Source organism: Mesomycoplasma ovipneumoniae (assembly GCF_035918255.1).
Classification (GTDB): domain Bacteria; phylum Bacillota_I; class Bacilli_A; order Mycoplasmatales; family Metamycoplasmataceae; genus Mesomycoplasma; species Mesomycoplasma ovipneumoniae_A.
The window spans coordinates 447,101-468,258 of the sequence record NZ_CP142136.1 but is presented as its reverse complement, the minus strand read 5'-3'; the positions used below and the strand labels follow the sequence as shown (position 1 = coordinate 468,258).

At 27.8% G+C, this 21,158-nt stretch carries 16 protein-coding genes; 11 read left to right on the top strand and 5 right to left on the bottom strand.

Features of this window, described 5'->3' with window-relative positions; all coding sequences use genetic code 4:
• The first annotated feature begins 59 nt into the window (after window positions 1–59).
• The 11 genes from U3G01_RS01755 (at window position 60) to U3G01_RS01705 (ending at window position 15,020) form a co-directional block, all read left to right on the top strand.
• Window positions 60–536: an MAG0490 family ComEA-like DNA-binding protein gene (locus U3G01_RS01755; protein WP_255031004.1), complete on the top strand. Its 477-nt coding sequence runs from the start codon at window positions 60–62 to the stop codon at window positions 534–536.
• A gap of 167 nt (window positions 537–703) precedes the next feature.
• The gene (locus U3G01_RS01750; RefSeq protein ID WP_255031002.1) at window positions 704–1,840 is read left to right on the top strand and encodes a ComEC/Rec2 family competence protein; all 1,137 of its coding nucleotides are present in this window, start codon (window positions 704–706) and stop codon (window positions 1,838–1,840) included.
• On the top strand, window positions 1,759–2,691 hold the full coding sequence (holA, locus tag U3G01_RS01745; RefSeq protein ID WP_255031000.1) for a DNA polymerase III subunit delta: 933 nt from the start codon (window positions 1,759–1,761) through the stop codon (window positions 2,689–2,691). The genes U3G01_RS01750 and holA overlap by 82 nt, the downstream gene beginning before the upstream one ends.
• 245 nt (window positions 2,692–2,936) lie before the next feature.
• Window positions 2,937–5,087 (top strand): P68 family surface lipoprotein, encoded by a 2,151-nt coding sequence (locus tag U3G01_RS01740; RefSeq protein WP_255030999.1) that lies wholly within the window; start codon window positions 2,937–2,939, stop codon window positions 5,085–5,087.
• Window positions 5,088–5,435: 348 nt separating this feature from the next.
• Window positions 5,436–7,628 carry a P68 family surface lipoprotein gene (locus U3G01_RS01735; protein WP_255030998.1) on the top strand — a complete coding sequence of 731 codons (2,193 nt, stop codon included), beginning with the start codon at window positions 5,436–5,438 and terminating at the stop codon, window positions 7,626–7,628.
• Between the two features lie 18 nt (window positions 7,629–7,646).
• Window positions 7,647–9,767, top strand: coding sequence for a P68 family surface lipoprotein (locus U3G01_RS01730; RefSeq protein ID WP_255030996.1), 2,121 nt, complete (start codon window positions 7,647–7,649; stop codon window positions 9,765–9,767).
• 17 nt (window positions 9,768–9,784) lie between these two features.
• Window positions 9,785–10,732 carry a thermonuclease family protein gene (locus U3G01_RS01725; protein ID WP_255030995.1) on the top strand — a complete coding sequence of 316 codons (948 nt, stop codon included), beginning with the start codon at window positions 9,785–9,787 and terminating at the stop codon, window positions 10,730–10,732.
• 1 nt (window position 10,733) lies between these two features.
• Window positions 10,734–12,920, top strand: coding sequence for an ATP-binding cassette domain-containing protein (locus U3G01_RS01720; protein WP_255030994.1), 2,187 nt, complete (start codon window positions 10,734–10,736; stop codon window positions 12,918–12,920).
• Window positions 12,911–13,921, top strand: coding sequence for a carbohydrate ABC transporter permease (locus U3G01_RS01715; protein ID WP_010321149.1), 1,011 nt, complete (start codon window positions 12,911–12,913; stop codon window positions 13,919–13,921). Before U3G01_RS01720 ends, U3G01_RS01715 begins: the two co-directional genes overlap by 10 nt.
• Complete coding sequence (locus tag U3G01_RS01710; protein WP_069096659.1) at window positions 13,884–14,849, top strand: carbohydrate ABC transporter permease; 966 nt, start codon at window positions 13,884–13,886, stop codon at window positions 14,847–14,849. The genes U3G01_RS01715 and U3G01_RS01710 overlap by 38 nt, the downstream gene beginning before the upstream one ends.
• Window positions 14,850–14,852: 3 nt before the next feature.
• The gene (locus tag U3G01_RS01705; RefSeq protein ID WP_010321151.1) at window positions 14,853–15,020 is read left to right on the top strand and encodes a hypothetical protein; all 168 of its coding nucleotides are present in this window, start codon (window positions 14,853–14,855) and stop codon (window positions 15,018–15,020) included.
• A gap of 937 nt (window positions 15,021–15,957) precedes the next feature.
• On the opposite strand, the gene U3G01_RS01700 is transcribed toward U3G01_RS01705, so the two are convergent.
• The 5 genes from U3G01_RS01700 to U3G01_RS01680 form a co-directional block, all read right to left on the bottom strand.
• Window positions 15,958–17,418, bottom strand: a complete 1,461-nt coding sequence (locus U3G01_RS01700) for a hypothetical protein (protein ID WP_255030993.1) — start codon at window positions 17,416–17,418, stop codon at window positions 15,958–15,960.
• Between the two features lie 2 nt (window positions 17,419–17,420).
• Window positions 17,421–18,350 (bottom strand): hypothetical protein, encoded by a 930-nt coding sequence (locus U3G01_RS01695; protein WP_255030992.1) that lies wholly within the window; start codon window positions 18,348–18,350, stop codon window positions 17,421–17,423.
• Window positions 18,351–18,471: 121 nt separating this feature from the next.
• Window positions 18,472–18,855 carry a hypothetical protein gene (locus U3G01_RS01690; RefSeq protein ID WP_255030991.1) on the bottom strand — a complete coding sequence of 128 codons (384 nt, stop codon included), beginning with the start codon at window positions 18,853–18,855 and terminating at the stop codon, window positions 18,472–18,474.
• A gap of 576 nt (window positions 18,856–19,431) precedes the next feature.
• On the bottom strand, window positions 19,432–20,091 hold the full coding sequence (locus U3G01_RS01685) for a 5'-methylthioadenosine nucleosidase (RefSeq protein ID WP_255030990.1): 660 nt from the start codon (window positions 20,089–20,091) through the stop codon (window positions 19,432–19,434).
• Entirely contained in the window at window positions 20,072–21,157 is a 1,086-nt protein-coding gene (locus U3G01_RS01680; protein WP_255030989.1) for a nicotinate-nucleotide adenylyltransferase, read from the bottom strand. The genes U3G01_RS01685 and U3G01_RS01680 overlap by 20 nt, the downstream gene beginning before the upstream one ends.
• Between the last annotated feature and the right edge of the window lies 1 nt (window position 21,158).

The following is a 21,158-nucleotide window of genomic DNA, read 5'->3' as shown; positions in this document are numbered from 1 at the left end:
TTTTTTCATGTTTTTTTTCTTTTTTAGGGAAAAACTAGCTAAAAAATTAAACTAAGTACATGAAAAAAATACAAGTTATCAGTTTAATTGTTTTGGTTGGATCTCTTGCTGGATTCTCGTTTTTGGCATACAAACTTCAATCTCATGTCAGGTCAAAGAAACAGATTTCTATAACAATTTTACACGGAGTTCACAATCCTGGCACAAAAATTTTTGACTATGGAACAAAATGACGGCAAATTTTTGCTCATTTTGATGTAATTCGCGGATATGACACTAGCCAATATGAGTCCGAACTAGAAGTTACAAGTGACCAAAAAATTTCACTAAAACCTGTAGAGAAAAAATCCAAATTAAATAAAATAACTCTAAAAGCATTAGAAAAAATTATCACTAACAAAAAAATAGCAACAAAATTACATACTTTTTTAAAAGAAGCAAAAAACAAACAAATAACTTGAAAAGAAATCGAATGAGCTTTGCATCTTGATTCGGCAACTTTAAAAATTCTTCAAGAAAATTTTATTCTTGATTAGCAATTTTTTTAAGTTGTATTTTTACAATTTTATTAGTGGATAATTTTAGAATTACCTGAGTTGTATTGTTATTTTTATCAGTTTCATTTTTAATTTTTGTTGGTGAATTTAAAAAAATTATTTTTTTGCTGTTGTTAGTGTTATTTTTTTTAGTATCTTATTGACTAATGTTTCCAAAAATTCCAAATTCAAGTATTAGTTTTGAAAGTAAAGTTGTTGATAAAGTTAGTTTTGGGAATTTTGTAAAATTTGGCGATGATAAAATTTTTATCCGCGGCAATCAATACGAAATTGGAACACTATTAAAACTTAGCGGCAAACTTGTTAGACCTAAAAACACATCAAATTTTGACTTTATTTCGTATTTAAAATCAAAAGGTTCATTTTTAGTTTTAGAAGATGCAAAAATTACTTTTTTAGAAGAAAGCAATACTATTTTTTCAAAAGTTAGAAAATTTTTCTCAATTCAAGAAAATTATTCAAAAAAACTAATTCCAATGATTTTTCTTGGTGAAACTCCCGTGGATGCTAGTGAATTTCGAAAAATATTAGTAAATCTTGGAGTCTATCAAATTTTTGTCATTTCAGGATTTCATATTAATCTTTTTAAACAATTATTTTTTTGATTTTCGAAAATGTTGAAAATACGGCAATTTATATACAAGCCTTTGTTTTTTTGTTTTTTGATTTTTCAACTATTTTTGTTCAATTTTTCAATTTCATTCCTAAGAGGTCTTTTATTCTGAGGTCTCATTGAAATTAATAAGTTATTTTTAAATAAAAAATTTAATAAAATAGAACTTCTATCAATGAGTGGAATTTTAATTTTATCTATAAATCCTTTAATTTTTTACTCATTAGGATTTGTTTTAACTTTTACAATTAGTTTTATAATAACAATAATAAATGAGATAAAATTTCCAAAAAATTGGCACAAAGTTGTTGTTAATTTCTTATTTGTAAATTTTTTTAGCAGTATTTTTTCAACTTTTTTAAATTCCTATTACAACTTTATGGCGCCAATAAATACGATTGTTTTTACCGGTTTTTTTACTTTTTTATACACAAGTTTGCTCATATTCATTTTTAACCCGCAAATTGTTGAATGAATTAGCAAGTTTTTCATCCAGAGTGTTGGCTATATCCAAGAATTTCAAATTTTAACTTTAAATATTCAATCCAGTTTAGTTTTTTTAATTATTTCATGTATAATTTCATTAGTATGTTTTTCATCATTGGAAGCGACAATTTCCTTGTCCAAGAAAAAATTTCTAGACTCCCAGAAATTAAAAACTCATTGTTAATAAATTTTTTTACAAATGATTCACTAGATTTTATACAGGAAAACCTTGAAGGTTCATCGCTTTTTGACGAAAAAAAAGTATTAATTTTTAATAATTTTTTGCTTTTTTCAAAAAATGAAAAATTAAATAATCTATTAGCTTCTAAAATTATAAAAACAAAACACACAATCATATTTAAATATGTTTTTGATGAAAATTTAACCAATTTTGCTCTTAAAAATTCATGAATTTATAAGCATTTTACTCCCCAAGCCGCTAAAATTATTGAAGTACCACAAATTACAAAACAAAATGTTGGCCAATTTATTGCTCAAATGCTCAAAAAATTTAAAGTTGAATTAGAATCAACCAAAATTTTTGAGCTTGAATCACGCTTACCACTAAATGGTTCAATTATTTATAATGAAGTTGCAAAGCTAAAAACTCTAAATAAACCTATAAATTCAGCAATAATTCGCCAATATATAAGCGACTATTCATCATATTCTACTTGAGGTTTTATTGAATCATTTGTTGATTTTGATTTAAAAAAAGTTCTAAAATTTTACCGACAAAAATTATTAGAAGGGCATACAATTGGCTTGTTATTAGGTCAAATAAACTCAAAATTATTGCTTAGTTTTGTTGTTTTTTTGCATAAAAAAGCAGGTAAAAAAGATTCATATATCACTAAGAATCTTAATATTTCTGATTTCCAACTTAGAAAAGCAGTCGAACTATATAATAAAAATGGAATTAAAAAAATTGAAAAATTAATAATTAATCTTGCAAAATTAGATACAGAAATCAAAACTTCGCAAATTAATAACAAAATAGCTTTTGAATTATACTTGCTCCAAGTCTTAAGATAGTTGATTTAACAGCAAAATTGCAAAAAAGATGCGCTTTTTAAGTAAATTATTAGTTAAAAAGCCGTTAAAAATAAATTTTTAAATTTTTTTGTTTTTTTAAAATTTGTGCTATAATTATTACAAATTTAAAATCATCTCAAAAAATTACCGTTTGTTTTTATTAACATGTTTTAATTTAAACAATTTATTTTTTGAGATGATTTTTTATTTTAAAAAAAAAACTAAACAAAGAGGATCAAAATACTATGAAAAAACTAGCAAAACCAATTTTATTCTCACCACTTTTTATCTCAGGATTAGCCTTAGTTTCTTGTACAGTAGGCACTACGAATGGTAAGGAATTTGGATTTGACGGAAATAAAGATGGAGAGCTTCAATTTGTAACAAGTTGAAATGAAAATCAACCAAGATTTCAGGCTTTAGATCAAGTTGTTAAACTTTGAAATAGCAAACCTGAAGTTAAAGATCAAAATAATCGTGAATATTTACCAATTAAATTAACTCCAAATTATGACAAAGATTATACCGAAATGACAGGTAAATTCACTCAAATTTTCTCGGCAAAAGACAGAAATCAAGCCCTAAATCTCGTAATAAATTATCCATCTGTTGCAGCAAATGCGGCTAAATATAAAATGCTTTTAGATCTAAACAAGTTCCCAGATTTAGCCCAAGCTATAAAAGATACTTATCATCCAAAATTTCTCGAGTCTAATACTCAAATAGCAACTCTTGATGAAAAAGGAATTTATACAATTCCATTTGTTAAATCTTCACAAACTTTAGTTGTAAACGGACCTATTATGGCTTGAATTATTGAAAATGCAAAGAAAAATGGCGCTAAAATTGCAGATTCTCCTGCAGATAAGCGTTTTTTTGAGCAGTTTTCTTTGCCAGAATCAGACATGGAACATATTAAAAAGCTATGAACACCGCGAAGTTTTGATGATAAAAACCCTAATCCTTGACAGAATTTTGAACTTTCGCATGAGACATTCGAATATTATGATAAAGTTTTTGATTTTTCTAAAAGAATTAAACAAGGATTTGTATTAAAACCTGCTGACATTGGTACAGGAGATTTTCCTTTTGGAACTGATGACATTGAAAATTTAGCTTTTTCCAAAATTTTTGCATCAGCTAGCGGGGATTATTCTAATTTTATGTTCGAGGTAACAAGGGAAAAATCAAAAGAATTAGAACGAGTTAGTTTTGATAAATTATTTAATAAAAATTCTCAAAGTTATCAAAACACAAAGAAAAACTATGAACAAATTTTAGATCTTTTTAAAACAGACGCTATTTTTTATCCAGGAAGATTTTCACAAGAAAGTTTTGCAAACAATTTGATGAATAATCACCAACTTGCCATGGCAATTTCCTCAACAAGTAATTATCAACGCCGTTTTTCAAGGTCAAAATCTAATTTTGTTTTCCAAGTAAACGGAAAAAGTGAAAAAATTCCATTTTCTTCAAATGTCCAAGCATACCAAATTCGCGAACTCGATCCAAGCCAAACAGATTCCCAAAAAGCAATTTATGAGTTAAAAAATGTCTTAACAAATCAAATCAGTCATTTAATAAATGAGACTAAAAGTTCAACTTATGCTGATTCAAATGTTTATTTAGATCCTAATGACGCCAGTCAAGCTAAAAAAGTAAAAGAATTTGTTGATTCTAATAAAGATTCAGGTCAATCTTATTTAGTTTTTGGCGATGATTTTTATAAGTTTTATCAAGAAAAAATTAAAAACACTGACTCAGAAATAATTAATCTTACAAATAAAAATGACAAAAACGACATTTTTTTACTAAAAAATGCCAGCATTGAAAATCCAGGGGGTGATAAACATTTAAATCAAAATGAAGTTGTTTTCCTCCAAGAGCCAATTAAAAATTCAAGCACTGATCCAAAAAGTATTTTTACTTACCAAGGTCCAGATTTAATCGCTTTTCACTCAAATGAGGAAGAAGATATTGCGACAAAAAATTTCCTAAAATGAATGCTAACTCACAAACAAGACTTTACATACCAAGATCAATCTGGTGAGGCAAAATATCATGGTAGTCCGAGCGAATATGTTGCATTTCGTGGTAATTATCTAGCACCAACAAGACAAGTTTTTGGTGAAAGTTTGGCTAATACTGAAAAATTTCAACAAAATAATTCTTTTAGAACCGCATTTAAAAATTTTAAAACCGTTAATGATGACCCTCAGCACAATTCATTTTATATGGATCCAGTTGATTCAAGAAGTGCGCTAATCCGTCAAGAAGTAAAAACAACACTAAACCAAATGGGTCGTCTTGTTGTTAATGGATCCCAAAATCAAGCTAGTTTTGAAAAATTTTTAACAGCATTGCAAACAAAATTAAATTCAGCAAATGTGAGTTAATTTTTGGGTAAAAAAGCTTAACTTTTTAAATTAAAGTTTAATTAATTTAGAAGAAATTCAACAACTTTATGAAAAAAATGTAATTTTTGTTAATTTTTTATTAAAAAGTTATATAATAATCGTAAATGTTAAGCACAACTGGAAATTATTTATTGTTAGTTGGTCTAAATTGTTAAATTTTTGACTAAGTAAATTAAGATAATTTATCGTTGTGCTTTTTTATTTTAAAAACTAACAGGAGAGCTATTTGGAAAAACAAAATTAGAAAATTCAAGTCACTTTTAAAAAACACATAAGCACATAAATTACAGATACTGCAAATCTTCTTATTAAAAAAGAAATTTAACAATGAAAAAAATTAACAAATTTAAGTCAATATTTTTAAAAACAGCAATTAGCTTAGGACCGGTTTCTTCTTTGGCTATTTTAACGTCCTGTTTTTCAAATTCAAATCACACTGAATTAAAATCACAAAAAGACAATCCACTTCATTTTGAAACCGAAAATGATAATACAATCGATTTTCGCGTAATTTTTGGGCCTACAGATAATCGAACTAAAGCTCTAAAAGCAATTTTTGAAAAATGAAATGAAAAATCCGAAGTTAAAGACAAACAGGCAGGATTTTTACCGGTAAAATTAGAAAATATCGCGGCAAATTACATCAATGATCAAACTAATTTAATAACACTCTTAGAAGTTAAAGATACAAAAAAACTACCAAATTTAACACTAAATTACCCAGCTCTGGCGGCTAATTTGAATAAACACGGTATGATTTTGGATCTAAATTCCCAAAGTGATTTAGCCCAAACAATTAAAAATAGTTATGATGAAAGATTTCTGGCTGAAACAAAAAATTTACCGGAAATTGACCAAAATACACTACCTTTTTTACCAATACTAAAAACTTCAAAGGCACTTTTGCTTGACAAACCGGTTTTATCATACATACTAGAATCAGCAAAAACAAGTACTAATTTTAAAATTAGCGAATCTGATAAAACACGAGTTGAAAATTTAGATCCAAAAAAAACTGATCTTGAATACATCAAAAAAGTCTGAGGTCAATACAAAAGTTTTCCTTCAGATCAAGGCGGTTTTGACGGTTATACTTTTAGTTTTGAAAAATTCAATAATTATAAAGACCTTATTGATTTTTTAAGTCGAGTTAGAAAATCATTCCCAGATGCCGAAAAAGGCAGTCAAACCGAAAAAGTTAACTTTTTACTCGGACTAAATGACACAGCCGCATTGTTCTTTTTTGTAGCATTTGCCCAAGCAGATGGTGAATATGAAAATTCAAGTTATTTTAAAAATCTTGATGGTAGCTCACTAAACTACACAAATCTTTTTGATGAGACAAGCACAAATCACCAAAATGCAAAAAAAGCCTATGAAATATTAGTAGATTTAGTAAAAAATAAATTACTTGGTCCAACAAGCGGCACAACTAAGGCTAGTGAATTTTTAAAAAATCACCAATTAGTTTTTGCAATTACTTCAACAAGTGATTATTCACGTAACTTTGAAAAACAAGGACAAAATTTTTTACGTCTAAAAGTTAATACAAAAACTTTTGACTACCCGGTTGGCTCAAAATCTAAAATTTGAAAAATAGTAAGTGAAGAAAATATGCCTGCAAATGCAATTGCAAAAGTTCACCAAATTTTAGATAATTCAACCGGTTATGTTTATGAAGGAAATTCATTTTCTGTAACAGGGAATGAGATTTTTTTAAGCAAAACTGATGATGCAGATTTAATTCAGAAAATAAAAGAAGCTATAAAATCAAAGCCTAATTTAAACCGTTTTAATTTTTTAGCAATTGATTCTGATTTTGACAAGTGAATTAATGATAGACTCAAAGAGGAATCAAATACCTCTTCACTTTATGTTGAATCAGAAAAAAACAAAGTTAAACTCATTAACCAACCTGAAAATGCTTTTATTTTTTCAGGTTCACCTAAAAAACTTAATGAAGACGAGTTAGAGTTTCTCAACGAACCTTCAAAAACACAAGAATCAAATAAATTTAATATCGTTACATCCCAAGGACCATCTTTGATTGGATTTTACAATAATCCAACCGAAAATGAAGCCACACTTAACTTTGTTAAATGATTTATTTCGGAAAAAATTGAATTTAACGGAGCAAATAACAAAAAAATGGTTGTAACTCCGAGCGATTTTTTAGCATTTTCAGCTTCAAACATAAATCCAACTAAGGCAAATTTGGAATCAAATTTTGATGAAAATCCAGCGTTTGCAGCGAATAATGCTTTCAAAGTTGCTTATGAACAATTCCAAAATCAGTTAAAAAACCCTGAAAAATATCGAGTTTTTACCGAACCTGCAGGAATTGACTCAAATGTTTTCCGAAAAGCAACTTTAGGAAGTATTTCTCAACTTTACAATCAGTTTTTAGCCAACCCGAATTTAAATCTTGAGTTTGATACTTTTCTTAAAATTTTAAAGCAGAATATCGGCGCATCAGTTAAGTTAAACAAAGAAAAAACAGAAAAAAATACACAAAAATAAAATTCTAAGGAGAAAAAAATGAACACACATACTAAAAAAGGTACAAAATTAAGGCATAAAAATAACATAGCAAAGAAAATTAGTCGAATTTTCTTATCTTCTTTATCAGTTTTAGCACCAGTTGGACTTATTGCTTCTTGTGGTGTTTTTTCCGGTTCAGATGGAGCTAGATTTGACACTGAAGATGATGGTGAGTTAGTTTTTGGTCACAATTTTTCTTCAAGTGGAAATGAAATTAAAGCATTAAATAAAATTATCGAACTTTGAAATACAACTGCAAAAGATAAGTCTGATTTTATAAAAATGAAAGAACAATCCTTTCAAGGGGGATATTCAGGAGCATCTAATTCAATTAACACTTTTTTAGAAACAAAAGATCGGCTTAAATTACCTAATATTGTTACAAATTATTCATCTTTATTAGCAATTGTAAATAAATATAGAATGGCAATTCCGATTGTTTCTGATTTAAAATCAGATCAAGATCCAACTGATGAAAGTGAAAAAAATACCAAAAATTTCCTAAAAGAGCAAGGAATTGAAGACTTTTTACAAATTAACTCAGAAATTCCGTTTCTTGATGAAAAAGGAGTCTATACTCTTCCATTTGGAAAATCCTCTGAAGGTTTATATGTAAATAAAGTTTTATTTGGCTGAATTATTCAGCAGGCAATGAAAGACCAAAATCCAGCAAAAATTAAAGCTGAAGACAAAGCTTTTTTTGAAGAATTTACCAAATTAGCGGGTCAAAAGACTGACGATGTTAGCGAAATTAAAAAACTTTGAAAAGAATACGTGCCAAGCACAGATGGTCTTTCTGGTTATGAATTTAAAAAATCTGATATTGAAAACTTTAGTGATTTGCAGAAATTATCTTCAAGAATTGTTAAAGCATTTCCAAAAGCACTTGAAGGTTCAAGTCTAACTGCGGCAAAATCAGTTTTAGGGATTGACAATGCAGCTACTTTAATTTATGGGCTTTCACGTTCTTTGTCAGAAAATGATAAATCTAAAGAAGTTACCGTTTTAAATCGAAAAGAAAATCTTATTAGTTATACATCATTTTTCAACAAACCTGAGACAGACAGATACAAAAATTTAAAGCAAATTTATGATCTACTTTCCAAAGGAATGGCTGATAAGTCAATTTATTTTACAGCTCCTGGTGAATATAATTCAACTTATTTCCGTAATCATCAACAACTTTTTTCAATTGGATCAACAGCTGGATTTCACCACAATTATATAAGAGCAAACTCTAAAAATTACAAAGTAAGTTTTACTTTCAAAGATGCTGGACATATTTACTCCCCAACTTCACCAAGATTTGCTGCAGTAATTAAAGCATCAGATTTAGCAGACATCTCAAAAGAAATTACAGTTAAAGCAATTGATAAAAAAAGCAACGTTAAAATTAAGCAACCAATTTTAGCTGAAATTAAAAGTCTTTTAGAACAAAACCCTCAAAAAGAGTTGTTTTATTTTACTTCACGAGATGAAACTCCTTCTGGAATCATCGAAGGATCATACAAAGTTCTTGATGCAACAGAAAAATTTAAGCCAATTGTAATTACCGGATATAATGGAATTGAAGAGACATCGGCTTCTAGCTCACTTAACGAAGAGGAAATGGATATTTTAGCAGCACCACACAAATTTGACAATAATTCAAAAATTACTGCTGTTACTGCCCAAGGTCCTGATTTGATTTTTATTCACGCAAATGAAAAAGAAGACCGTGCTGTTAAGGCTTTTGTAAATTGAATCCTAACTGAAAAAGTTGACTTTGGCGGACAATACGGAAAAATAACTCCTGTTGAGTATTTTTCAAAAGCAACTTCATATTTATTACCACTAAAATCAACACTAAGTACCGATGTTTCTAAGCCAGAAAACAAAGGTCAAAAGTTAGCACTTGAACAATTTAGTCGCTTTAATAATGAACAAGCTAAAGCTAAATATTCACTTGTTTATGATAATGCTGATGCTAGATCCTCTGTATTTCGTTCAAATTTAGACTCAACCGTTGCACAAATGCAATCACTTAAGGCAGCCAATGGCACTGTTCCTGATTTTAACAGTTTTTTAAATACTTTGAGTCAAAATTTAGGACCTGAATTTGCTAGAGAAAAAAAATAAACTGATAAATTTGTCTTATGAAAAGAAACTTTTTAAAGCTGTTTTTTGCTAGTATAAATTTTACTTTTATCCCTTTTTTTATTGCTTCTTGTACAACAAATCAAGGCCCCCAAGGTTACTTTCAGGCCCAAAAATACTATAAAATAGAGGATTTTTCGCAAAATCCTGAGCTTGATTTGCAAAACCAAGATAGTCAATATGCCAAAGACATTGCAAAATTTCTTAATCCAAATTATTCTTGAACTGAAGAAGATAAACTCAAATTTAAAGATGATATTTTGCCTGATTCAAAATTTTTTAACCTCCAAAAAGTTCAAATTCAAAAATGGACTGATGGCGATACTGCAACCTTAAAATCTGTTGGCGAAGTCCTAATTGAACCTGTTTTTAATGTCAGAATTGAAGGTATTGACACTCCAGAGGTAGGTACGTCCATATCTGGAACTTATAAAAAAACCGAAGGACTTGAGGCCGAATATGCCGCACGAGCAACTCAGTTTGCCGAAAAAATGTTGCCCGTAGGCACTGAAGTTTATTTTGTTTATCCAAAAACAGGTCCAGCGCGCTCTTTTAATCGTTATGTTGGAAGTTTATTTTTTGGTCATAATGGATTTCATAAATCTTATGGAGTTGAAATAACAAAAGCAGGACTTGCGGTTCCAACTTTGCAATCAGGATTTTCGGGAATAACTAACCAGACTACAATTTATTATTATAATTCAATCAAACAAGCAGCAGCAGTTGAGAATTCCATTAATAAAAAGTTCGGAATTTACGAAAAAATAAAAGATTCAAATATATCTTCGCTTAATGAAAATCTTGAATCTATCTATAAAACACGAGGTCTTGCAAAAATTTCTGATTTTTTAGTTCTGGGTGAAGGAAATAAAGATAGAAATGTTGTTGACTGGTATAAATTTAGGTTAGAAAGTTCAAAAGATACAAAAAGTGGAAATAATAACTAACATGAAAAAAACAGATGATAATAAAAAAATCGAAAAAAATAATTTTGAAGCCGAGATTAAAAAAATTCGGCAGGCTTCAAATAGTCGTTATAAGTCGAAATTTTCAATACCTGCAATTGAAATTAAGGACCTAACAATTGACTTTGGTGAAACACTTGCTGTTGACAGTGCAAATATTAAAATTTACAAAGGTGAACTTGTTACACTTTTAGGACCTTCAGGTTCGGGAAAAACTACAATTTTAAATGCAATTGCTGGTCTTTTGAATCCAACTTCAGGTCAAATTATTTTCAATGGCGATGATGTAACTCGAAAGTCACCTCAGCAACGTAAAATTGGTCTTGTTTTTCAAAATTATGCCCTATATCCGCATTTAAATGTTTTTGGGAACATTGCTTTTGCTTTACATAATGACCCAAGATGAAAGCAAAAAGCAATTGAAAAATCGATGCTTGCGCGCGTAAATGCTAATTCAATTGTTTTGGCTAAAAATGGCGCTTCACTTGAAGATTTGGAAATTTACAAAAATAAACTATTTGATTATTTTGATATTTACCGTCAATTAGAACATGATTATAACGAACTTAAAACACAAATTTATCATAATTTAAATCAACTTCAGACCGATTATTTCTTAATTGAGGCACACAAGCAAGCTGAAATAAAAAATTTAACTATTGATTTCTTAAAATTAGGCAAGTCTGCGTCAATTTTTTGAGCTTTTTGGAAAAAAATTTTTGGTAAAAAAGAAGGGGAAATTTGCCCAATCCAACAAGCAATTACCTTTCGAAAAGCTTATAAATTAAAAGTTGAAAAAATTAAAAAACAAGCCAAAATTGACAAAAAAGCTCATAAAAACAAAATTCAGGAAGAAAAATACGCAATAAAAAATGCTCCTGAACTAGTTCGCGCCAGACAAAACTTTTTAGAACAAAAAGCACTTTTATATGAAAAATTAGAAAAACTTGAGAAATTGCAAGCACAATTTCTTACTAATTCAAAAATAGAATTTGCTAAAATTCAACAAGGTTATAAAAATTTTAGCAATAAAACAAGTCTAAAAGATGCTGAATCACTCAAATTAGATTATCAAGAACAAATTGAAGCTTTCAATCAAAAGAAAAAAGAAAAAGAGCTTTGATTTAAAACTGAAATTGAAAACGAAAAAAATCAAATTAAAAATTCAGGAAAACTTGCAAATCTTGAGCAGACTTACCTTGAGACAAAAAAGAAATTTCTTGAAACAAATACTCGTCATTCACCGAATTTGTTGCTTTTAAAATCGCTTAAAACTAAATCAAAAACTTACAAAAAGGAAACTTTAAAACTGTTTTTAGAATATGAAAGAAACTTGATTAATAAGTTTTCGCTTAATACTTCAAAACTAAACGAGCAAGAATTAAAGCAATATCAAGAGTATCAAAATGATAATATTTCAATAAAAGAAGCAATAAATCGTGCTGTTTTACGAACAGCTGAAAAAGTTGAAATAACTAAAAATTTAGCTAAAAAACCAACAAAACTTTCTGGTGGGCAACAACAAAGAGTTGCAATTGCCCGTGGAATTGTTCGACATCCTGATATTTTACTAATGGACGAGCCGCTTTCAAATTTAGATGCCAAACTAAGAGTCCAAACTCGTCAGTGAATTCGAAAAATTCAAACTGAAATCGGAATAACAACTGTTTTTGTTACTCACGACCAAGAAGAGGCAATGTCAATTTCGGATCGAATTATTTGTATGTCAACTGGATATGTTCAGCAAATTGGAACTCCAACTGAGTTGTATCATAACCCTAAAAATGAATTTGTTGCCTCATTTTTAGGTGTTCCAGAGATGAATATTTTTGATGCTTTTTATGACAAAGAAACTAAAAGTGTCATTGTTGATAATCAAATAATTTTTGAATTATTAAAAGATTATGATCATGAAAAAATAAGAGTCGGAATTAGAGCTGAAGATTTAGTTGAAAATGAAGCTGGTAATTTTCAAGGCAAAATTAGCGTGATTGAATATTTGGGAAAAGATATTCTTGCCAAAATTGATGTTGAAAATATCGGTCAAATTTCAATAATCTTGCGTAAAAAACCGACCTATGAAATCGATGAAATTGTCAAATTTAATATTAAATCAGGAAAATTACATCTATTTGATTATCAAACAAGGGAGCGAATCCAATGAATTTAATTAATAGATATTTCCTAAAACAGCGAATTAAAAAAACTAATCTTGAACTAGGAATTTTGGACCAAAAACAACCTTTTTGAAAGCCTTTTTTAATACTTTTGCCTTCAATTTTAGTTATTTTTATTTTTACTTTTTTACCATTTTTATACTCAATTTCTAAGTCTTTAAGTATCGAAATTAATCCTAATATTGCCGGTAATACTCGACTTGGTTTTGATAATTTTGTTGATTTAATTACCCTTGATACTAATTTTCATATTGCAATTCGAAATTCTGTCATTTATTCAATAGCAGCGCTACCACTTGGCTTAATAATTAGTTTAATTATTGCCTCGACAATTGCCTCGCTACATCGAAAATATGCCCGTGGATTTTGACAGACTGTCTTTTTTTTACCTTATGTAACCTCAGGTATTGCCGTTTCAGTTGCTTTTGCCTATATTTTTGATAGTGAAACTGGTTTTATTAACCGTCTTTTTGGTATTTCAACAAGATGACTAAATTCCGGAAATCCCTCATCTTTTAATGCACTTTTAGTTGTTTTAATGTCTGGAGTTTGAAGAAGTCTTGCTTTTGAAGTTTTAATTTTAACAACCGCAATGCTTTCAGTTAATCCGACACTTTATAAAGCAGCGGCAATTGATGGAGCTAGTCCGGTTCGTCAATTTTTCAAAATTACTTTACCTTCAGTTTCAAGAACGATTAACTTTTTAATTACAATCGGAATTATCGGCGGAATTAAAGTTTTTCCAATCGGTATTTTTGCAAACGAAACTGAAGCAATTAGTAACGGGGGCGCAACTTTATTGATATATATTTACAAAAATGTGCGCGGAACACCTAACTTTGCCCAAGCAGGTGCACTGACTATTTATCTTTTTGTTTTTGGAATTGCCCTTTCAGTTGTTGTCAAAAAGTTTTTAAGCACAATATTTTTAGTAGCTGACAAAATTACGGAGAAAAATGTTCATTATAAAATTAAAAATTCTAAAATATATTAGCGATAAAAAAACCGCTAGAGTAACTGAGTCAATTAATTCTCAAGTTCGCAACAGAAATATTACAAGTGCAATTTCAAGCTTTTTGCTCAAGTTCATCGTGCTTTTCTTTTTTGGAATTTTAATAGTTTTTCCTTTTTATTTTATGTTAGTTTATTCACTTTCACCTGAAGAGCAAATTCTTGACACGCGTATTCCGGTTTATTGACCTAATCATTTTGCTTGGGATAATTTTGTCAAAGCTGCCCAGTCTGGTTATTTTGCCGCTTTAGGAATCACGGTTTTAGTTACTTTAATTTCTGTGGTTGCAAAAGTTTTTTTCTCAATGACTTTTGGCTATGCTTTTTCACTAAGAAAGTGAAAATTTAAACAAGCTTCTTGAGTTGTTTTCCTTTCAATTTTAGTTCTTCCCGAAACTGCGCTTTTGATTGGACAATACCGAATTATGGTAATGCTTGGTTGAAATGACGGTTTTCAGTCAATTTTTGCCCTAACAAGTCCATTTGTTGCCTCAGTTTTTTCCGGATTTATGTTTCGAAATGCTTTTGAGGAAATTCCTGATCGAATTAAAGAAGCCTCAATGGTTGATGGTTGTTCTGGTATTAGATATTTCTTCCGCGTTGCAACACCAATGATATCTCCAACAATTTGAACTGTAGGAATTTTAACTGCTTTTTCAGCTTGAAATTCAACCCTTTGACCACTTTTAATATTACAGTCTAATTCGGCTGATTTAACAACTTTAAATACTTGATTATTACAAAAAGTTGGGGTTGCTGATGAAACAGCCCAAATTCCCGGAGGCTATTTTAAAAACATCAGAATGGCCGGTGCGATTTTAACAATTTTACCAATGTTCATTGCTTATTTTGTCTTTCGTAAACGAATAATGAACGCAGTCTCACGCCAAGGATCAACGGTAAAAGGATAAAATATGACTAAATTGACAAGTTTTTTTAAAAAAAATAAAGAAAAAATCGGACTTAAATTACAATCATCATTTATTTGGGTATCAGTTATTGTTGGTTTGGGTTTTACTGCTTTAACTTTTTGAGCAATTATCTATTTTTTCCAGCAAGCATTTTTAGACGGCTTTTTGTAAAAAAGTACAATTTTAAACAACAATTCCAAACATTTATTGTTTGGAATTTTTTTTATTTTTACTTTTATTAAATAGTAAAAATTAGCCTTATTATTCAGGATTTTATAAAAACTATAAACATTTAATTTTATAAGATCTAAAAAAATGCCTAAAAACTCAGGGAAAATAACTATCAAGGCAAAAACGCCGAATTTTAAATCTAACACTCATGAAAGAAAAATCTGCTTATTAATCAAACTAAAAAAGCTAAAATTTTAACTTAAAAAGCAAAATTATGGAATTTTTAAACTACTTTTTTAGTTCTAAACACTAACAAAAATCATAAAAAAACAACTACTATTTAAACTCAATGCAAATATAAAACTCGTTTTTACTTACATTGAGCCTAAAAAAATATATGAAGTTTTGAAAGAGCCATAATTAAAAGCCTTAAATTTATAGATTTCTAAACGGTTAAATTTAAGGCATTCCATTAAATTTAAAGCCATAATGGAAAAATGGCATTATCTGAGTTTATTGTGCAAAAAACATAACTAATTCCCCCTTAATTCAATATCAAAATTTATTAACTTATTCTTAGTGATACTTATTATAACATAATTTTTTCTTGGGCCAAGCATTTTTTTTTTTTTTTTTGCAAAAGGTTAATTCTAAAATAATAAAAATTAAGGTTTGCGGTTAAAAAACACCGATTTACCGGTGTTTTTGCATATTTTTATTCACTAAAAAGTGAATTTTTACCATCAACTGGTAAACTCAGAAGGTCAAAATTTTGAAAATGCAACTATTGCTTGGCAAATAAAAGTCCAGATTTTTATTTGAGATCAATTATCTTTTCAGATTTTTCAAAATAAAATGTTAGAAAAAATTAACAAAAATCAAAATCATAAATAGAAAATAGTTGTTTGAATTTTTTCTACTAGTTAAGGTTTTAATATTATTTCTTAGTTATTATTTGATTATATAAATTATTGAATTGATCTAGTGTTTTAATTTTAGAAAATTCAATTTGTGTTATTGTTGTATTTCCGATATCAATTTTTTCAAGTTTTTCTAAATTTTCAATTTTAAAATTTTGAGGCTCTATTGCAAAATTAGGGAATAAATCCTTATAATTAAACGTGTAAATTTTTATTTTTTTAGCTTGTTCATCAACTTTTCAATACAAAATTTCGTCATCAAAAATTTTTTTTGCATCTTGTTTTTTTAAAATAAATTTATTAAAAACTTCGGAATTATCTTCTGTTGGAATAAAAAGTTTTGAAGGAACAAATGCACCACCTCATTCTGAATTTATTGAATCTTTCATTGATACAATTAGGTTTTTTGTTTCTTCTAAGGTTGAAAAAAATTTTAGGTCTTCTAGTTGATTTTTATTTGTTCTTGCATATAATCTTGTGCTTTTTAGGTTATTTTTATCTAAAATTTCCTGTTTTTTTAAAAGAAATTCTTTGAATTTTGAAGAATCATTATCACGAACAATATTATTATAAAGAACAAGATCTTCGATTTTGCTAATATGAATATCAAATTTAGGACTAAAACTATTTTCAATAGATTTGTCTATAATTTTGTAATAAATATTAAATTTTTTAGTATAAAAATCTGAAACAATAATCGAAACAACCGGATTATTAACTATTAAAGGATCAATAATTTCGTTATATTTAAGACCGGTAGTAAAAAATTTTTCCAATTTTGAGTCAAATGACATAATCCCAACATTATCGGGATTATTTGGATCAAAAAAAGTATGATTTGGATTGAAAAATGGTTTTTTAGCTTTTGATGTAAAGGCTAAATCTTGATAATTTCAGATCGGTCGAACATAAGCAATAATTGACTTTTTTTCAAAAAAATCAGGTGTTTGTAGTACTCTTTTGTAAAAATTATCGTTTTTTATCTTTGAAAAAAATGAGAAAAAGTCATTATAGTTTTTTAAAATTACAAAATTATTAATAATTTTTTTATCTTTTCATACACCTTGATCAGTTATTTGGTCAAATTCTAATGTGTCATTATTTTTCTTAAATTCAGAGCGAAAAAAGCTACTTAATTTAATAAGGGGCGAATTCTTATCGGAGTTTTTGAACAAGTTATTTTCAAAAGATGGATATTTTTGCCGTAATTGGTTAGCTCTTTGTGGATTTTTTTGAAGCAAATCTGATCAAAATTGCGAAGTAAATCAATGATTGTCTGCCGGATTAGAAAAACCCACAGACTTAGTGTTACTAGTAAAAAATTTATTTTCAGCATCAGACACATCCTGAAAACTAAGTGTTTCTGATTTTTTAGGACTTATATAATTAATGATCAAAATTGTAGAAACAACCCCAGCGGCTACAAAGTTTGCTAATAACAAAGAACTATAAAAAATTTGCTTTACCTTTTGTTTCATACTTACACCACTGTTTTATTGTATAAATTATTGAAATCTTCGATGGAATTTAATTTTTTTATTTCAATTTCTTGAACATCAATATCACCAATATCAATTTTTTCAAATTGTAACAAGTTATCAAAATTAAGGTTTTCAGGTTGTTTTGCAACTTGATGGAAAATGTCTTTGTAATTTAAAGTATAAATTAAAACTTTTTTGGAATTTTTATCAAATTCTCAATAAATAATTTCATCTTGGAAAATCTCTTTTAATTGTTGTTTTTGCAAGATGAAGCTATTAAATTTATGTGTTTTGTCCTGTGTTTTTATGGGTATAAATAAATTTGATAGGTGAAATTCGCTTTTTCAGTGCTCATTTTTCAATAAATTTTTGTTATTTATCAAGTCTTTTACTTCGCTAAACTTTGAAAATATTTTATTTTCACTTAAATTAGATATGTTTTTATCAATTTGTGATGCATAAAATCTATTCTTTTTCAAGTTTTTTCTTGACAAAATTGTGTTTTTTTTATTAATAAAATCCAAAAAATTACTAAACTCTGCTGATGTTTTGTCTAGTGAATTATACAAAACTAAATCTTCTATATCGGTAATTTTTATTGAGGATAGCGGATATGATTTATTATAAGAATTTTTAGGAATTGATTTATAGAAAATTTGGAACCTTTCGCGTGTTCTACTAGTAGAAGAAGAATTTTCTTTTAAATAATTTGAAAATTTTTGATCAATTGAAATAATTAAATTCTGATTTTTATAGGTAATTAGATCTATTGGTGATAAATTGGTTTCTAGGCTTGTTTTGTTAAAAATAGGAACAACATTTGACTCGTCTTTTACATAAACTAGAAATAGGTTATTATCAAAGAAATCTTTATTTAAATTCTTTCTTTCAAATTCTTGCTTGTCTTCAAATTCTTTAAAAAAATCCAAATAATCGTCAAAATTTTCAATGATTAAAAAATTATTAGAAAATAAATTGTCAAATCTATCAGAAAACTCTCCTAATTTTAATTCTTTAAAACTAAATTCATTCTTTTTATTATTATATTGATTACCAAAAAAAAGTTGCTAAATTTTTAGTTGTTTTATCATTTCAATTATTGACAAAATTTTGTTCTTGAAAATATAAATATTTTTTTACTATTTCTTGAATTTCTTCAGGATTTTGTAGAAAAGTCATTTTTCATTTAGAGTTTTGAATTCAAGGTGCTTTTTTGCTGTCAATATTTAGTAAATGATTATATGAAAAAATATTTGATTTAATTAGATCATCACTATCATCGACTCAAATAATAGGTTTTTGTGGATGTTGACTAGAAAAATTTGCTTTATGTCCAAAAGAAAAATTTTGAACTGCAAGAATAATTATAGGAAGTAACCAAGGAGTTGCTAGCATAGCTGCTGTAAAAAATAATTTATTTTTGTTTAAAAACATATAAAACCGCCAAATTATCATCTACCAATTTCAAAAAGCAAATACTTATATTTCTTTACTAGGATTCGGTATATTCCCGATTCTTCTGTGAATATCTTATTAACTCAAGTTTGAAGATGCTAAGGAACCAAAATTTAAATTGATGTTTTTCAATAATTTCCTCCTTATTTTGCAATATGAGGTCTAATCACTAAATAATATTTTGTTTTACTTATTAAAGAGAGTTTTTCTATTTAATCTCCATATGATATTTTAGACTGATATTGTTCTTCAAATTTTAACTATAAATTTTTATTATGTCCTAATTCTCCGACTTTATCAACTAAATATGATAAACCTTATTTTATATTTTTATTATAACATAAATTAGTATAAAAAATTCAGATAATAAATTTTTTATTTACGATTTGCTTGAAAAATTTTTAGCAATTTTTACTAACTTTTTTAAAAAAGTTTGCGTAAAAAACTGAATAATTGTCAGTTTTTAAACCACACTTTAAAATAAAAACAGTTTGAAAACTAATAATTTAATTTTCAAACTGTTTTTACAAATTTATAATAGTGAACAAATATTTTTTATATTTTCTCAAGAAGAGCTAAGGCATATCTAGCGGCATTTTGAGCGCCTTGTTTTATGTTCAAATTAACTTGGGAAATATCAAGATTTTGGCCAATTTTATCGCTCAGATATTTAATGCAATAAAAATTCAACTTATTTTTGGCGCTTATTTGAGCAAAAGAAAATGCTTCCATATCAAAAAAATCAACAAATTGAAAATCTTTTACTTGATTTTCTTCAAAAATAAAACTATTTGATGAACCTAAATTAAAATTTTGATCAGCTATTAAATTATTCTCGTAAAATTTAGGTTCAAATGGTAGTTGACCTGGCTGATATCAAGGTGTTTTTGCATCAAGTAGATAAAAACGTTTGGGAAATATCAATTGATTTTTCATTTTTGAAAAATCAATTGATGAACTTCCACCACAAGCGCCATAATTTATTATATTAGTAATTAAAAATTTTACTGCAACTGTTTGGGCAAAAATTGCCGAATTAATTAAGCCAATTTGTGAATGAATATAAAAAAAATAAATATTTTTATATTCATAAACTGGAAAATTTAGGTCTAAAACACTAACATTTTCTATAAATTTTGCACCAAGTAACTCTAAATTTACTTGTTCTTGCTTATCAGCATAAAAAATAGCGGTTTTAATTTTGATGTTTTTCATATAGTTTCATTTGATTGCTTGAGTTTATCATATTTTCATGCTTAATTTTGGACATTCTTACAAGTTGGCTAAAGACTTTATTTAAATCTTGTTTTGCCAAGGCGCGTAATTTTTGAATACCTGAAAATCGACGCCCACGAGCTAATTTATCGGCGACATAAATTGCCTTGTCAAATAATGACATTTCAAAACAAAGGGTTGTATGACAAGAAATAGCACGGATTATTTGCTCAAAAGGTAATAAATAAACATTTTTTAGTCAAATTGAAGCTGTAAGTTGGTGAAGTTCGTAGTCTTGAAGATCGCTGGCATCAATTTTTTGGGATTTAAGAAAATCAATATGTTCTTGTCTGGTTCATTTTTTGGTTAAATCATGAAATAAGCCAGCATAATAAGCTTGTTTTGAATCCAAACCGTAAATTTTAGCATACTCGTTTGAAAGTTCGGCAGTATTTTTTGAATGGATAAATCGGTCTGAATTACCAAGAAAAGCTTTAAGAATTGAATTAGCATATAAAAAATTAGCGCCAATAAAAGCATTTACTTTTGGATCAAGGCCAAAAAAGTTTCCACTTCTTATTTGTGACGAGCTAAAATTGGGCAGCTGGGTTGGCAAAATTAAGGCATTATAACGTTTAATATTTCCTAAATCAGGATAATTTTTACGATTAAAAACAACAAGTTGGACTTTTTGAAGAATTTCCTTGTAATTTTTCCACTTTTTAAAACTGGCAAGATTATCAGAACCTATTATTAAAAAAAGTTTTGCATCAGGATATTTTTGTCTAAAATAATTTACTGTTTCAATTGTATAGCTAATTTTTTTGGCTTTAATTTCATAATCACAAACTTGTGTTTTTTCAATTTGCACTAATTTTAGCATTTCAAAACGAAATGACGGATCAATGTTGTTTTCTTTAGTATTTTTTAACGGATTTATGTAATTTGGGACAAAAAAAAGCATATCTAAATTTAAAAAATCGATTGCTTTTTTTGCAATTTGTATATGAGCTTTATGAACGGGATTAAATGAACCGCCATAAATTGCAATTTTTTCTAATTTCATT